This is a genomic window from Curtobacterium sp. Curtsp57 (assembly GCF_047324335.1).
Taxonomy (GTDB): Bacteria; Actinomycetota; Actinomycetes; order Actinomycetales; family Microbacteriaceae; genus Curtobacterium.
In genome coordinates, this window is the sequence record NZ_CP168511.1 from 1,677,907 (window position 1) to 1,692,950 (window position 15,044).

Below are 15,044 nucleotides of genomic sequence, written 5' to 3' on the forward strand. Positions count from 1 at the left end.
GGCAGCGGCGGGGGTCAGTCCTCCGCCGCCGCCATCGCCAGTTCGCAGAACATCGCGTCCGCCCACGAGAACCACGGCCGCGAGAACTGCGTCGGGTCGTCGACGTCGAACGCCTCGTGCACGTCGCCGGTGCCGCCGTCGGTGGCCACGAGCAGGTCGACGACCTCGCGCCGTCGCGACGGTGCGCCCGACACCAGCCCATCGACGGCGAGTGCGATCGGCCACACCCGGCCGGGCAGGGTGTGCGGGCTCCCGATCCCCGATGCGCTCGCGCCGCTGAACCAGTACGGGTTCGCCGGTGACGTCACGAACGCGCGGGTCGCCGCCCACACCGCGGGGTCCACGACGGACGGGGCCGAGAGCGGCAGGGACAGCAACGACGGGGTGTTCGCGTCGTCCATGAGCAGGACGCCGCCGAGGCCGTCGACCTCGTACGCGTAGACGTCGGCTCCGGACGGTCCCGGCACGACCCCGTGCGCCGCGACGCCGTCCGTGATCGACGACCGGAGCGTGTCGGCGTCGTCGGCGAGGACCGGATCGTCCCAGACGTCGCGGGCGATGGACGCGACCGCGAGGAGGGCCTCGGCGGCGAACAGGTTCGCCGGGACGTTGTACCCGAAGGTGCAGGCGTCGTCCGAGGGCCGGAACCCGCTCCACGTCATGCCCGTCACAGCGACGGGGCTCCCGCGCCCGTCCCGTGTCAGGGTCTCGGTCGCCTTCGCGCCTGGTCGAACGAACCGGTACGCCGAGCGATCGTGGTCCGTCTCGAGTCGCCACTGGTCGACGATGGTCCGGAACACCCGGTGCGCCCGGTCGTCGAGCGCGGCGGTGTCGCCGGTGGCCCGCCACAGCGCGTGCGCGAACGTCACCGGGTAGCCGAGGCTGTCCACCTCGTACTTCTGCTCCCACACGAGCGGATCGTCGTGCAGGTCGTCCGGGTCGTAGTGCGCGCCGTCCGGCTCCCGGTTGAATGAGTTGGCGTACGGGTCGTGCTCGATGAGCCGGATCTGCCGCCGCACCACCGACCAGAGCACCGCGGCGAGCTCCGGGCACTCCCCGACGAGCCGCAGGTAGGGGGTCATCTGCGTCGTGGAGTCCCGCAGCCACATCGCCGGGATGTCCCCGGTGATGACGAACGCGCCCGCTTCGTCGACGCTGATCGTGTCGCGGAGGGTCCGCAGCAGGGCCCGTTCCACCCGGTCGCCGACGTCGTCGCCGACCGACGCACGGACACGGTCGGCCGCCGCGCGGATGGTCGGGGCGATGCGCTCGAGGTCGACGCCGCTCACGACACCCACGGGATGCGTCCGTCGTCGTCGGTCACGCGGACGAGTCGAGCGGAGTCCGGTGGCGTGGTGACGTCCTCGGTCCAGCACAGCACGTCGAGCGGCCGGGCACCGAGCCGGAGGTCGTCGCCCCAGGTCCCGAGCGCGTCCAGCCCGAGCACGTACTCCCCCCGCACCGTCGCCCCCGCCTGGACGTCCAGCGTGACGAGTGCGAGCACCCGACGTCGCCGCGGGCGCACGCCGGGCTCCCGCCGGCGCGACCAGAGCGGCACGGCGACGCGGCGGTCGTGTCCCGACTCGTTGGTCACGACCACCGGGACGGTCACCACCGCGCCGCCCAGGAGGCTCGACGCCGTGAGCGCGCCGCGCACGTCCCCGAGTCCCACCTGGACCCCCGCGCCCGGCCCCGGCAGACCGAGCGGCAGGGACGGCTCGGCGACGTCGACGTAGCCGCGAGCGGTCTCGAGCCGCTCGTCGTGCGCAACCGGCCAGGTCCCGTCGGCCGCGGGCCAGGTCGCGGGCAGCCGACCCTCCGCCGGCGCTCCGAGGAGCACGTCCACCACGGCCGCACCGCCTGCCGGTCCGGGGAACGGCACGACCAGCACGGCGTCCGCGAGCGCCGTCACCGCGGTCAGGACGCGAGGCCGCCCGTCGACGACCACCGCCACGACGGGCAGCCCGGCGTCCCGCGCTGCACGGAGGACCGCGAGCTGGGCCTCCGGGATCGCCACCGACGCCAGGTCGACGCCCTCGCCGTTCGTGGTGTCCGGTGCCGGGCCGCTGACGGCACCGTTGTCCTCGAAGCCGTCGTCGTAGGTCCGGCGACTGGACCCGCCGAGCACGACCACCGCGACGTCCGCACCGGCGAGGGCTGCGGCGACGTCGGCCGCCGTGTCGGGGCCGGGCAGGGGTCGGCGGAGTCCGCTCCCCGGGGCGTACGGACCCGGTCGGGGCCGAGCCTGGCCTCCAGTGCGGAGCGCACCGTCGACGCCGCCGGATCGCTCGTCGGACGCGGCGGCGAGTAGTCGCCGAGCTGCGCGTCCAGGTCGTCGGCGTTCGGGCCGAGGAGCGCGACGATCGAGTCGGCACGCACGCGCGGCGTGGAGTCCCCCAGCGCGACGACGGCGCGGTGTGCGGCTCGGTCCGCGAGGACGACGGTCGCGCGCTCGGCACCGGTGACGGTCGCCGGGGCCTCGCCGAACAGCCCGACCCGCTCCTTGACCGCCAGGACCCGGTCGACCGCGCGGTCCAGGTCGGCGAGGTCCACGAGCCCACGGTCGAGCGCTTCGTCGAGGTGCGTGAACGCCTCGTCCCACAGGCTGAGGTCCACCCCGGCGCGGAGGGCGAGGGCAGCGGCGGTCGCCGGGTCGGGAGTGACGTCGCGGAGTCGGTCGACGGCCGTGCCGTCGGCCATCACCAGACCGTCCCACCCCCAGTCGTCGCGGATCGTGGCGGTCAGGAGGTCGCGGTTGCCGCAGCACGGGACGCCGTCGACGTCGTTGTAGGCGGCCATGAACCCGACCACGTGCTCACGGGCGGCGGCGAGCGCCGGCGGAAGGTGCACCTCGGCGAGTTCGCGCCGGCCGATCGGCGCACCGGAGCCGTTGCGTCCGCCGATCCCGGCGCCCTGCCCGGCGAGGTGCTTCGCGACGACGGCGACGTGCCGACCGTCGATGGGGCCGTCGCCGCGACCCTGCATGCCACGGACGGTCGCCCCGACCATGAGCGCGGCGAGGGCGGCGTCCTCGGACCAGCACTCCTCGGCGCGTCCCCACCGGGGATCGCGGAGGACGTCGAGGCCGGAGACCAGCGCGACGTGGGTGCCTCGCGCCCGGACCTCGGCAGCGACGGCGGCGGCGAGTTCCTCCACCAGCTCCACGTCCATCGCCGCGCCGAGGGCCAGGTTCACGGGGACGGTCGTCCCGCCGAGGGCCTGCAGTCCGTGCGGGACCTCTTCCACGAACAGGGTCGGGACGCGGCCGTCGCTGTTGGCCACGACGTGGTCCTGGACCGCCGCGTACGCTTCGGCGGAGCGTTCCGGCGGGATGCCGTTGCCCCAGTGCACACCGGACCACGGGTCGGCGCGGAGGACCCCGTACACCGCGCCGATACCGCCCCACCGGTCGACCTCGGCCCGGAGGACGTCCGTGACGCGGGGCCGTCCGTCGACCCAGCGGACGGCCTCCCAGCCCTTGAGCCGCTGGTTGACCTGGCCGATCCGGGCGCGGACGTCGAGGTCGGCGGCCCGCGGGGCGGTGCCGGTCGTGGGGGCGGTGTCGGTCGTGGGGTCGGTGTCGGTCATCCCTTGATCGCCCCGGAGACCAGCGCCTTCTGCATCTGCCGCTGGAGGATCGTGTAGACGAGGTACACCGGCAGCAGGGTGACGAGCGTGCCCGCCATGAGCATCCCGTAGTCGGTCCCCGCGTCGACCTTGAGCGTCGGCAGCGCGACCTGGATCGTCCGTTGCGCGGTGTCCGGGCCGATCAGCACGAGGGCGTAGAGGTACTCGTTCCAGAACGACAGGAAGTTCAGCAGCAGCACGGTCGCGATCCCGGGGATGCAGATCGGGAGGTACACCTGCCGCATCACCTGCCAGGCGGACGCGCCGTCCATCGACGCCGCTTCCTCCAGCTCGCGCGGGATGGTCCGCATGAACTGGGTCAGGATGACCACGGCCAGGGGCATGGCCGTGGCCGGCAGGAGCAGCACGAGGAAGGTCCTGGTGTGGAACAGTCCCATCGCGGCCGCGAGCAGGAACGTCGGGAAGAGCGCAGCGAACGACGGGATGAGGAACCCGAGGGAGAACAGTGCCTCGACGACCCGTCCGGCGCGACCGGTTGCTCGTGCGAGCGCGAACGACGCGGGGAGCGCGAGCACGAGGGTCAGCACCAACGCGGCGACCGTCGTGATCGCGGAGTTCGCGATCGCGGGACCGAGCGATGCCTGTCGCACGGCGTCGGTGAAGTTGCTGAGGTCCCAGCTGGCGGGCAGCGCCAGCGGCGACTCGAAGATGCCGTCGTTGTCCTTGAAGGACGACACGACGAAGTAGTAGAACGGCAGGATCAGCAGGGCGGCGTAGACCCACGCGATGGCGCCGCCGGTGATCGAGCCGATGCGGTCGCGGAGGCGGGTGCCTGCGGTCGGTTTCGCCATGGTGGTCTCCCTGGTCAGTGCGTCTTGCGCAGGACGCGGCGGATGATGAACATGCCCACGAGCCCGAGGACGAAGAGGACCACGCCGACGGCCTGGCTGTAGCCGAGGTCGGTGTCGACGAACGCCTTCTGGTACACGAGGTACGACAACGTCGTGGTGGCGGTCCCCGGCCCGCCCTGGGTCAGGAGCAGCACGTTCTGCGCCGAGCTGAAGAGCATCGACAGGAACTGCAGCATGGCGACGACGCCGATGAAGTCGCGGGCGATCGGCCAGTACACACCCCACGCGAGCCGCCATGATCCGGCGCCGTCCATCCGGGCCGCCTGGACGACCTCGCCGTCGACGCCGTCGAGCCGCGACGCGATGAGCACGGCCGAGTAGCCGATGCCCGCCCAGAGGTCGACGACGATGAGGGCGCCGAGCGCGGTGGTCGGATCCGCGAGCCAGGCCTTCCCGCCGATGCCGAGCGTCGCGAGCACCCCGTTGACGAGGCCGTCGGGGTTGAGCATCGCGTAGAACATCATGGCCGTCGCCGGAGCGGAGATCAGCGCGGGGATGAAGAGCAGGTAGCGGAGCACCTTGTGCCCCCTGGGCTTCTGCACGACGTGGAACGCGAGCAGGAACGCCAACACGATCATGACCGGGAGCCCGACGACGATCTGGATCGTGCTGTTCCGCACGGCGGCCCAGAAGGTCTCGTCGGAGAACAGCACGCGGAAGTTGTCGAGCCCCGCGAACGTCGGGGTGACGAGCATGCCGGGCCAGCTCAGGAACGCGATGACGATCATCGCGACGACCGGGCCGATCATGAAGAGGCCGTACCAGACCAGCGCCGGGATCGCGAAGGTCGGGAAGCGGCCACGGGCCTCGCCGACGCCGGTGGCCCCGCGTCGGGATCGGTTCGGGGGCGTCCCGGCGGACCGGACGGGTGGTTCCTCGACGAGCACTGCCATGGGAGCTCCTTCTCGTGCGGGTGGTCAGGCGGCCGTGTAGGCGCGCTCGAACAGGTCGATGATCCGTTCGGCCGACGTGCCAGAGCCGTACGCGAGCGACGTCGCGCGGATCATCGGCTCGTACGCCGAGTCCGGCACGAGCAGGTCGGGCAGCATCACCGGGGTGACCTGGTCGTCGGTGAGGGCGGACGCCTGCGCGACGAGCGGGAAGTCCTGACTGACGGTGTCCGTGATGCGGCTCATGTCGCGTCCGGAGTCGAGGACGAACTCGCTGGTGACGGCCGGCGAGTACAGGTACTGCACGAACGGCTTGATCAGGTCGAGCTTCTCGCGGCCGTTCTCGCTGATCCAGATGCCGTGCCCGTTGTAGCTCTTGATGACGCTCGGGTGCGTGATCGCGGCGTTCGCGGACGGAACCGGCCAGCCGCCCACCGTGACCTCGGCCGCACGCTCCTTCGACACGAGCGCGAGCGCCGACGACATCGCCGGGACGATCGCGGCCTTGCGCGTGTTGAACTGCGTGAGCTCGGAGTCCGAGGTGAAGCCCTGGACCGAGTCGACGAAGACGCCGGCGTCGCGGAGCTCGACGAAGTGCTCGACGCCCCGGACCGCGCCGGCGCTCTCCGAGATCTTGCCGGTGGAGAAGACCTTCGTGGCCTCGTCCTGGGTGATGAACCCCTGCATGATCTGCATGAGGAGCTTCTGCCCGCTCCAGTCGGAGCCGCCCACGGTCACCGGCCCGATGCCGGCGGCACGGAGCCGGTCCGCCGCGGCGACGAGCTGGTCGGACGTGGTCGGGATCTCGCTCACGCCCGCCTGCTCCAGCAGGGCGGTGTTGAACGACACCGGCCAGTTCGTCCTGGTGAACGGGAACGCCCGGACGCGGCCCTGGTCGTCGGTCCACTCGTCGATGGCCTCTGGGATGATCGCGTCCCGCAGCCCCCAGTCGTCGAGGTACTGGTTCACGGGGATCGTGGCGTGCTCCCCCGTCCAGGACAGGGTGCGCCCGACCATGTTGACGATGGCGACGTCGGCTTCCTTGCCCGCCAGCGAACTCGTCTCGAACACGATCGGCAGGTCTGACCCGTTCGACAGGAGCGCGACCCTGCGGCTCGTGCGTCGTCGGTATGCGGCGACGACGTCGGTGAACGTCCTGGCCCCCGCGACGGCACCGCTCAACTGGGTGTGCACGCTGAGGGTCCCCGGCCCGCTCGACGCCGGTGTGAGCGCGGCGCACCCGGCGAGGATCGGGGCCAGGACCCCGGCGCCGAGGCCGGCGCCGAGGAGGGTCCGCCTGCTGATTCCGTCCGTCACGGTGCCTCCTTGGCAGTGGAAGGTGGAGCGGTTCACGGGGTGGTTGGTACAGCGGTGTACTTCAGGTGACGAGCAACGTATACCGCTTTACACAAACCGGTCAACCCTCTACGCTCGTCGGCATGAGCGACACCACCGCCGGAGCCGTCGACCGTCGTCGTGTGACGATCGCGCAGGTCGCCAAGCGCGCCGGCGTCTCGACCTCGGCGGTCTCCCACGTCTTCAACGGCCGACCGAACGTCTCGGCCGCGACCGCCGCCCGGATCCGCAAGGCCGCCGACGACCTGAACTGGCGGCCGAACCTCGCGAGCCGCAAGCTCTCCGGCAGCGCTGGTCGCAGCCTCGGCCTCGTGCTCGCCCGCTCGCGTGACACCTTCCAACGCGACCCGTTCACGATGCGTCTGATCGCCGGGCTCACCGAGCCGCTGGCCGCCATCGGGTGGTCGCTCTCGCTGACCCTCGTCCGCGCCGAGGACGAGGCCGAGGTCTACCGCCAGTGGTGGACGGAGCAGCGGGTCGACGGCTTCCTGCTCGTCGACGTCCGGACCGACGACCCTCGCGTCTCGCTCCTGCAGCACCTGTCGGCGCCGGCCGTGATGCTCGGCGCCCCCGTCCCGGGCAGCACCATCCCGGCCGTCACGGTCGGGGACGCGGACGCCACCGGCGCGCTACTCGACCACCTCGACGGCCTCGGGCACCGGCGCATCGCCCGCGTCGGCGACGGTCCGTCGCTCGCGCACACCGGCGCACGCGATGCCCGGTTCACCGCCGCCGCCGGAGCACGCGGCATCGACGCCATCGTCCTGGCCTGGCGCGCGGACGCAGAGGACCCGGTCGCCGACCTGCTCGGCCGGCTCGACGGCGCGACCGCGATCGTCCTCGACGGCGAGGCGATCGCCGCCGAGGTGATCGCGCACGCCCCCGAACTCGGCGTCCGTGTCCCCGACGACCTGTCCGTCGTCGCGTGGGAGGACTCCTGGGTGTCGTCGATCGTCCGTCCGACGCTCACCGCACTCGACGCGCCGGTGGAGGAGTCGGCGCGCACGGCGGTCGCCCTCGTCGAGCGTCTCGTCCGGGGCGAGGACGTCAGCGACGCCGAGGTGAGCGGCCGCGCGCTGCACGTCCGCGGCTCGTCCTGGCGGGCGACGACGACCGGACGCCCGACGCCCCATGCGCCGACCGCACCGACCGAGGGAGACCGATGACCACCGCTCCGCGCTTCGGCGTGAACTACGTGCCGTCCACCGACTGGATGTTCCAGTGGCAGTCGGTGCAGGAAGACGCGGTCCGCCGTGACCTCGAGGCGATCGCGGGGCTCGGGCTGGACCACGTCCGGCTGTTCCCGCTCTGGCCCACGCTGCAACCGAACCGCACACTGATCCGCAGGCAGGCGCTCGACGACGTCGCGAAGGTCGTCGACATCGCCGCGGAGTTCGGCCTCGACGCCAGCGTCGACGTGATCCAGGGGCACATGTCCGGCTTCGACTTCATCCCGGCGTGGCTCGTGAACTGGCACGACGGCAACATGTTCACCGATCCCCTGGCGATCCGAGCCCAGGCCGACCTGGTCGCCGCCGTGTACGACGCCGTGCGCGACCGCCCGAACTTCACCGGCCTGACGCTCGGCAACGAGGTCAACCAGTTCCAACCGCCGAACCCGGCGGCGATGCCCGCTGACACCGACCAGGTCACGCACTGGCTGGAGTCCCTGCTCGGCGCCCCGCGGGACAAGGACCCGCGACACGTCGTCACCCACAGCGAGAACGACCACCTCTGGTACCGCGACGGGCACCCCTTCGTGCCAGCCCACGCCAGCCGCCTCGGCGACGTCACCACGGTGCACTCGTGGATCTTCAACGGCGTGGCCGGACGGTACGGGGCGCTCTCCGACGAGTCCGTCCGGCACGCCGAGTGGATGATCGAGCTCGCGAAGGCCTTCGCGACGGACCCCGGCCGGCCGGTCTGGCTGCAGGAGGTGGGCGCACCGGACCGCCACCTCGCCGACGACGAGATGCCCGAGTTCCTCGAGCACACGATCGCAGCCGCCCTGAGCACCGAGGACCTGCACGCCGTCACGTGGTGGTGTTCGCACGACGTCTCCCGCGCGCTCGGCGACTTCAAGGACCTCGAGTACACGCTCGGCCTGCTCGACGTCGACAACCGGGTGAAGCCCCTCGGCCGTCGCTACGCCGAGGTCGTCGCCGAGGCACGTCGGGCGACACCGTCGCCGACCCCGCGGACGACCGCCGTCGTGGTGGACGTCGACGACGCGGACCTGCCCGTCCGCCGCGCCGACCTCGCACCGGGCGGCGCGGTGTTCGACCGCTGGCACCGCCTCCGTGCCGGCGGCGAGGCGGTCACCGTGGTCACGAGCCGGACCGCGGCCGATCCAGCCGACCTGGCCCTGCGGGGTGTGACCAAGGTCGTCGAGACGGCGGCCGTCTGACGGACGTGCGCCGGTCCTCCAGTCCGGTCTGGAGGCCCTGGTCGGCTCAGTCGGTCAGCACGCGCTGGTACCGCAGCCAGTCCTCGCAGAGCCGGGTCCACCGGGACGTGTGCGGTTCGCGCACGGCGGTGCCGAGTCCGTGCCGGCCGTGCGGGAAGACGTGCACCTCGACGTCCACCTCGCTCCGGACCAGCGCGTCCGCGTAGGACAGCGCGTTCGACGCGCGCACGATCCGGTCGTCCGCCGTCGTCCAGACGAACGTCGGCGGCGTGCGCGCGTCGACCCGCGTCTCCATCGAGAGCTCGCGGCGCGTCCGCCACGATGGATCGTCGCCGAGGAGCCCGACCATCGGACGCGGCCGCGTCGGGTGCTCCATCGAGATCACCGGGTAGTTCAGGACGCAGAACGCCGGCCGGTCGGCAGCGGGGTCGTCGATGCCGTTCGCGAGCGAGGCCGCCAGGTGCCCGCCGGCGCTCGACCCGACGACGCCGATGCGCTCCGTGTCGATGTCGAGTCCGGTGTCCGCGCCGGCCCGTCCCGACCGGAGCCAGGTGAACACCGCGCGGGTCGCGTCGATCGGCGCCGGGTGCAACGAGCCGACCGTCTCCGGCGTGCGGAGCGGGTAGCGGAACAGGAACGCGTGCAGGCCGATGCCGGCGTACCAGTCCGCCATCGGTTCGGAACTCGCCCGCCCGTGTTCCTCGTACCCACCGCCCGGGAGGACGATCACGGCCGGACGGGAACCGCCGACGGAGGTCGGGCGTACCGTGATGCCGTCGGGCGTGCTCATGGGGGCGACCTTACTGTTCGTCCCACGGAACGCTGCCGATCCACACAGGAAGCCGCACCTGCGTGACCGCACCGCTTGCGACAGTTGTAACTTTGCAGACAGCGCAAAATTCTTGTCACCAGCGCTTCGGTACCCGGGAGACCCTGCACATGACCCAGACGGCGACCGCTCCAGCGGGACCCACCACGGCATCCAACGTCGTGATGAACCACCGGCAGATCCTGCTGGTGATCTACGGCCTGATGGCCGGTATGTTCCTCGGCGCCCTCGACCAGACGATCGTCGGCACCGCCATCCGCACCATCGGCGACGACCTGCACGGGCTCGACCAGCAGGCCTGGGTCACGACGGGGTACCTGATCGCCTCGACGATCACGACACCGATCTACGGCAAGCTCTCCGACATCTTCGGCCGGCGTCCGCTGTTCCTCACCGCGATCGGCATCTTCATCGTCGGCTCCTTCGCCGCGTCGTTCTCGACCTCGATGCTCATGCTCGCCGGGTTCCGCGCGCTGCAGGGCCTCGGCGCCGGTGGTCTGATGTCCCTGCCGCTCGCGATCATGGGCGACATGCTCGCCCCCCGCGAGCGCGCCAAGTACCAGGGCTACTTCCTCGCGGTGTTCGGCATCTCGAGCGTCATCGGGCCGCTCGTCGGTGGTCTCTTCGCCGGCGCGAGCGAGATCGTGTTCATCGCCGGCTGGCGCTGGGTGTTCCTGATCAACGTGCCGATCGGCATCATCGCGCTGATCATGGTGCTGACGTTCCTGCACCTGCCGAAGGTCGGCGAGCGGAAGGCCAAGCCGCGCATCGACTGGTGGGGTGCCGCGCTCGTCATCGTGACGCTCGTGCCGCTGCTGCTCGTCGCCGAGCAGGGCCGTACATGGGGCTGGAGCTCGGCCGGTTCGATCGCCTGCTACGTGACCGGCGCCGTCGGACTCATCGCGTTCATCCTGGTCGAGCGCGCCATGAAGGACGACGCGATCCTGCCGCTCAAGCTCTTCGGCTCGCGGGTGTTCTCGATGTCCGCGATCCTGTCCGTGCTCGTCGGCTTCGGGATGTTCGGCGCGATGCTGACGATCCCGCTGTACCTGCAGATCGTGAAGGGCGTCACCCCGACCGAGTCCGGCTTCGCGATGCTGCCGATGGTCCTCGGCCTGATGATCGCGTCGATCGCCTCGGGTCAGATCATCTCCAGGACCGGCAACTACCAGGTCTTCCCGATCACCGGGACGGCGTTCACCGCCATCGGGTTCACCGTCCTGACGTTCCTCACCGCCGACCGTCCGCTGTGGTTCCTGATGCTCGGCATGTTCGGCATCGGCCTCGGGCTCGGGCAGCTCATGCAGACGCTGACCCTGGCCGCGCAGAACTCGGTGTCCCCTCGGGACATCGGTGTCGCCACCAGCGCCGCGACCTTCTTCCGCCAGATCGGCGGCACGATGGGCACCGCAGTGCTCCTCTCCGTGCTGTTCACCCTGATGCCGACGAACATCACGACGGCGATGCAGGACAAGTCCGACCTCACGAGCGCCCTGAACGCCGCCCTCACCCCGTCCGTGGCGAACGCCAAGGACAACAAGGGCGTGATGGACCAGATCTGGACACCGATCACCGACCCGGTGAAGCAGAACGTGCAGGACGGCCTGAACAAGGGCGCCGTGCAGGCGAAGGAAGCCGCAGACGCCGCCGTCACGAAGCAGGTCACCGCGGGCGTCCAGCAGCAGGTCGCCGCCGGTGCGCTCCCCGCGGCACAGGCGCAGTCGGTCATCGACGCGCAGGTCGCGGCCGCGAAGCCGAAGGCCGAACAGCAGGCGCTCGAGACCGCAGCGTCGAAGGCCCAGGCGGACGTCGTCGACGGCACGCTGCAGGTCGACTACTCGAACGCGTCGCAGCGGAAGAACGTCGTCGACGAGGTCGCCCCGACGCTCATCAAGCAGCTCAAGAGCGGCAACTCGAAGGCCGACTCCTCGACGAGCTCCGCGACGAGCGACACCTCGTTCCTCAACGGCGCCGACAAGCGGCTGACCCGGCCGTTCCTCGTCGGGTTCAGCAGCTCGGCCGTCACGGTGTACTACGTCGGCCTCGGCGTGATCCTCATCGCGTTCGTCCTGACGTGGTTCTTCCGGGTGCCGCCGCTCCGCAAGACGTCGGCGCTGCAGGAGCAGGCGGACACCGCCCGGGCCGCGGCTGCCGGCGGCGACCCCGATCGCCGCACCGTCGATGCGCAGGGCGCCGCGACGAACGCCGAGTCGCTCGTGTCGCCCGACACCGGGCGGATGGGGATCGTCCCCACGTCACCCGACGTCCCGGCGCAGCCGCGCTCGGCCCGGTCGACCGGGACGTCCGACGTGTCGGTGCTGCCGGACGACGTGTCGGTGCTGCCGGACGACGTGTCGAGCGACGGCACCCGCGCCCCGCTGCCGGACGCGCCGACGCACGGCGCGCACTCGGCCGCTGCGCCGGTGGACGAGCCCGCCACGACCACCGGGGCCATCCGCACCCGTCGTGCCGCGCACGCTGCCACCGTGGAGGCCGACCCCGCGACGGACGGGACGGACGCGCACGACGCGAGCCGGGCCTCCCGTCCGGCCGACGGCGACCACGCGCACGGCCGCCACTCGGCCGAGTAGCGGGAACCCGGGTCGGGCCGCCGCCCGGCCGCGCCGCGTGCCGACCCCGAACGACGAAGTCGCTGTCGTACGACAGCGACTTCGTCGTTTCCACGCGTCTGCAACAGTTGCACGCGCGTGAGGGCGACAGAACCGTTGTCGTACGACAGCGACCCCGTCGTTCCGAGTCGCCCCACGCAGCGCGCCCGCGCACGCCCAGCCACCTCACACGGCGGGATCCGCGGCGATCGTCGCCGGGGGCAGCACCTCGAAGGTCGCGCCGGGCAGGCGTTTCCGCATCACCTCGAACGCCGTCGGGCTGTCGTCGACGAGCACGTAGCGGCGGCCGAGCGCCCCGGCGACCGCGCCCGTCGTGCCGCTGCCCGCGAAGAAGTCGAGGACCCAGTCGCCCTCACGCGACGACGCCTGCACGATGCGCCGGAGGATCCCCTCGGGCTTCTGCGTCGGGTACCCGGTCTTCTCGCGGCCGGTCGGCGACACGATCGTGTGCCACCAGACGTCCGTCGGGAGCTTGCCGCGCTCCCGCTTCTCCGGAGTGACGAGCCCCGGTGCCATGTAGGGCTCGCGGTCGACCGCCGTCGAGTCGAAGTGGTACCGGGCAGGGTCCTTCACGTACACCAGGATCGTGTCGTGCTTCGTCGGCCAGCGGGAGCGGGACTTCGCGCCGTAGTCGTACGCCCAGATGATCTCGTTGAGGAAGGCGTCACGGCCGAACAGCGCGTCGAGGAGGACCTTCGCGTAGTGCGACTCGCGGTAGTCCAGGTGCAGGTACAGCGTGCCGTCCTGCGCGAGGACCCGCCACGCCTCGAGCAGCCGGGGCTCGAGGAACGACCAGTAGTCCTCGAAGCGGTCGTCGAAGCGCATCAGGTCGCCGCGGACGCGTTCGTAGTTCCGGCCGTGGAAGCCCATCACGGGGCCGTCGGCCCTCGGGACCGCTGAGCTGGCGTGCCGGCGCTGGTACCGGCCGGTGTTGAACGGCGGGTCGAGGTAGACGACCGTGAACGCGCCGTCGGACAGGGTGGCGAGGGCGTCGAGGTTGTCGCCGAGGACGACCCGGTCCGGTGCCTCGTCTCCCCTGTTCACCCGATCATTGTCGCGCACACGGGCTCAGCTCTCGCACGTCACCGACGACACCTCGGCGTCGGCCGGTTGCCGGCCCTGGTCGTACGGCACGAAGACCTCGTTGTGGGTCGTGCTCGTCCCGTCGGCGAGCGGCTGCACGACCACGTAGTCCCGCGAGTGCTGGTCCGCGACGTCGTCGAACACGTGCACCTCGATCGTCGCGGCGTCGCACGCGGACTCGGCGTCGAAGATGAACCCGTCGCACCCCCAGTCGTCACAGGCGGCCGGGAAGTCCGAGTCGGGCAGCTCCACCCCGGCGTCGTAGGTGCCGATCGGGTAGGGCGCGGACCCCGCGCTGACGCAGGTCGGGTGGTCGAGCCCGGCGTTGGTCTCGCCGCCGCGGAGCACGAGGGACAGCGGCACGCCAGGTGACAGCGAGACGAACCGTTCCTCGGTCCGGGTCGCCGGCGCGTTCGCATCAGGGCCGAACCGGGCCGTGACCTTCGCCTCGCACGCGGCCGGCGCGGTGAGCGACCAGGCCCAGCAGTGCGCCGGGTCCGTCCGGCCCGCCATCGCGACCCCGCAGTCGGCCTGCAGCGCCGTCCCGTCCTCGAGGACGGCGTCGACCGCCACCGTCGACGGGGCGGGCGCCGGTGTCGGATCGGTGTCCGGGGCCGGGTCGGTGTCCGGATCCGGCGACGCCGATGCCGTCGGCGGCGCCGGGGCGTCGTCCTGCAGCCCGAGGGCGAGCGTCTGGCCGACCCCGCCGACCGTCTCCTGCACGAGCGGGACGACGGCCACGGAGGCACCCACGATGGTCACGACCGCCGTGGCCGTCGCCGTCACGACGACCGCGATCCGGTTCCGACGTCGCACGGGCGAGCGGCGCTCGTCCCCGGACGCCTCGACGAAGGGGAGGGCTCCGGGGACGCCCCAAGCGGTCTCGGGGTCGATCGGGTCCGCTGCGCGACGCTCGCGGGCCACGGCGACGAGGCGGTCGGCCAGGGCGGCGCGACGGACGCTGCTCGTGATCGCGACGGCGGCTCCGCCGACGACCGGCACCAGACCGAGTCCGGCGAGCCCGCGGAGTTCTCCGCCGAGGACGGACACGGTGACGACGACGGCGATGCCCACCAGGACGAGGGCGAGTCCGACCAGGGTCCGTCGGTCGCGCCAGAACGCGCGCCGGTCCGCCTCCCAGAAGCGCCAGCCCTGCGGGACAGCCGGGAGGCTCGGGGCCGGGACCCAGCCGTGTGCCGGCTCCGCCAGGTGGTGACGTTCGACCCATGCGGCCGACGGTGTCGGCCAACCGGGTGGGGTGCGGAATCGGGGCTCGACGTCGACGGGGTGCTGCTCGGTCACGCGCCGAGGGTAGCGGTCGTCACGGCAGGCGCACAGGCCCCTCTTCGG

The 15,044-nt window shown here is 71.9% G+C and carries 10 protein-coding genes and 2 pseudogenes; 3 read left to right on the top strand and 9 right to left on the bottom strand.

The genetic code is table 11. From position 1 onward, the window contains the following. Nucleotides 1-14: 14 nt before the first annotated feature. The 6 genes and pseudogenes from ACEN9V_RS07940 to ACEN9V_RS07965 form a co-directional block, all read right to left on the bottom strand. Complete coding sequence (locus tag ACEN9V_RS07940) at nucleotides 15-1,289, bottom strand: glycoside hydrolase family 125 protein (protein WP_413602789.1); 1,275 nt, start codon at nucleotides 1,287-1,289, stop codon at nucleotides 15-17. Beyond that, nucleotides 1,286-2,602 (bottom strand): glycoside hydrolase family 3 protein, encoded by a 1,317-nt coding sequence (locus tag ACEN9V_RS07945; protein WP_413603042.1) that lies wholly within the window; start codon nucleotides 2,600-2,602, stop codon nucleotides 1,286-1,288. Before ACEN9V_RS07945 ends, ACEN9V_RS07940 begins: the two co-directional genes overlap by 4 nt. Next, nucleotides 2,569-3,588: pseudogene (locus ACEN9V_RS07950) on the bottom strand (glycoside hydrolase family 3 N-terminal domain-containing protein); the annotation flags it as partial. The gene ACEN9V_RS07945 and the pseudogene ACEN9V_RS07950, both read right to left, overlap by 34 nt. Next, the gene (locus ACEN9V_RS07955) at nucleotides 3,585-4,439 is read right to left on the bottom strand and encodes a carbohydrate ABC transporter permease (RefSeq protein ID WP_413602790.1); all 855 of its coding nucleotides are present in this window, start codon (nucleotides 4,437-4,439) and stop codon (nucleotides 3,585-3,587) included. The gene ACEN9V_RS07955 and the pseudogene ACEN9V_RS07950, both read right to left, overlap by 4 nt. Before the next feature lie 14 nt (nucleotides 4,440-4,453). Continuing rightward, nucleotides 4,454-5,392 (bottom strand): carbohydrate ABC transporter permease, encoded by a 939-nt coding sequence (locus ACEN9V_RS07960; RefSeq protein ID WP_413602791.1) that lies wholly within the window; start codon nucleotides 5,390-5,392, stop codon nucleotides 4,454-4,456. A gap of 24 nt (nucleotides 5,393-5,416) precedes the next feature. Next, nucleotides 5,417-6,706, bottom strand: a complete 1,290-nt coding sequence (locus tag ACEN9V_RS07965; RefSeq protein WP_413602792.1) for an ABC transporter substrate-binding protein — start codon at nucleotides 6,704-6,706, stop codon at nucleotides 5,417-5,419. Between the two features lie 122 nt (nucleotides 6,707-6,828). On the opposite strand from ACEN9V_RS07965, the gene ACEN9V_RS07970 reads away from it, so the two are divergent. After that, a complete protein-coding gene (locus ACEN9V_RS07970; RefSeq protein ID WP_413602793.1) occupies nucleotides 6,829-7,911 on the top strand; it encodes a LacI family DNA-binding transcriptional regulator in 1,083 nt (360 codons plus the stop codon). Then, nucleotides 7,908-9,152: a glycoside hydrolase 5 family protein gene (locus ACEN9V_RS07975; protein WP_413602794.1), complete on the top strand. Its 1,245-nt coding sequence runs from the start codon at nucleotides 7,908-7,910 to the stop codon at nucleotides 9,150-9,152. The genes ACEN9V_RS07970 and ACEN9V_RS07975 overlap by 4 nt, the downstream gene beginning before the upstream one ends. Before the next feature lie 46 nt (nucleotides 9,153-9,198). On the opposite strand, the gene ACEN9V_RS07980 is transcribed toward ACEN9V_RS07975, so the two are convergent. After that, nucleotides 9,199-9,942, bottom strand: a complete 744-nt coding sequence (locus tag ACEN9V_RS07980) for an alpha/beta hydrolase (RefSeq protein WP_413602795.1) — start codon at nucleotides 9,940-9,942, stop codon at nucleotides 9,199-9,201. Nucleotides 9,943-10,145: 203 nt separating this feature from the next. Between ACEN9V_RS07980 and ACEN9V_RS07985 the strand changes: the two are divergent. Further along, a pseudogene (locus ACEN9V_RS07985) lies at nucleotides 10,146-12,122 on the top strand (MDR family MFS transporter); the annotation flags it as partial. Between the two features lie 654 nt (nucleotides 12,123-12,776). Here ACEN9V_RS07985 and ACEN9V_RS07990 read toward each other — a convergent pair. Both ACEN9V_RS07990 and ACEN9V_RS07995 read right to left on the bottom strand, forming a co-directional pair. Continuing rightward, a complete protein-coding gene (locus ACEN9V_RS07990; protein WP_413602796.1) occupies nucleotides 12,777-13,655 on the bottom strand; it encodes a DNA-methyltransferase in 879 nt (292 codons plus the stop codon). A 24-nt stretch (nucleotides 13,656-13,679) separates the two neighbouring features. After that, entirely contained in the window at nucleotides 13,680-14,996 is a 1,317-nt protein-coding gene (locus ACEN9V_RS07995) for a hypothetical protein (protein ID WP_413602797.1), read from the bottom strand. Nucleotides 14,997-15,044: the final 48 nt, after the last annotated feature.

Bases quoted from the DNA above. Each gene is read 5' to 3' on its own strand.
- ACEN9V_RS07955 (WP_413602790.1), bottom strand. From the start codon at position 4,439: ATGGCGAAACCGACCGCAGGCACCCGCCTCCGCGACCGCATCGGCTCG.
- ACEN9V_RS07960 (WP_413602791.1), bottom strand. From the start codon at position 5,392: ATGGCAGTGCTCGTCGAGGAACCACCCGTCCGGTCCGCCGGGACGCCC.
- ACEN9V_RS07970 (WP_413602793.1), top strand. From the start codon at position 6,829: ATGAGCGACACCACCGCCGGAGCCGTCGACCGTCGTCGTGTGACGATC.
- ACEN9V_RS07975 (WP_413602794.1), top strand. From the start codon at position 7,908: ATGACCACCGCTCCGCGCTTCGGCGTGAACTACGTGCCGTCCACCGAC.
- ACEN9V_RS07980 (WP_413602795.1), bottom strand. From the start codon at position 9,942: ATGAGCACGCCCGACGGCATCACGGTACGCCCGACCTCCGTCGGCGGT.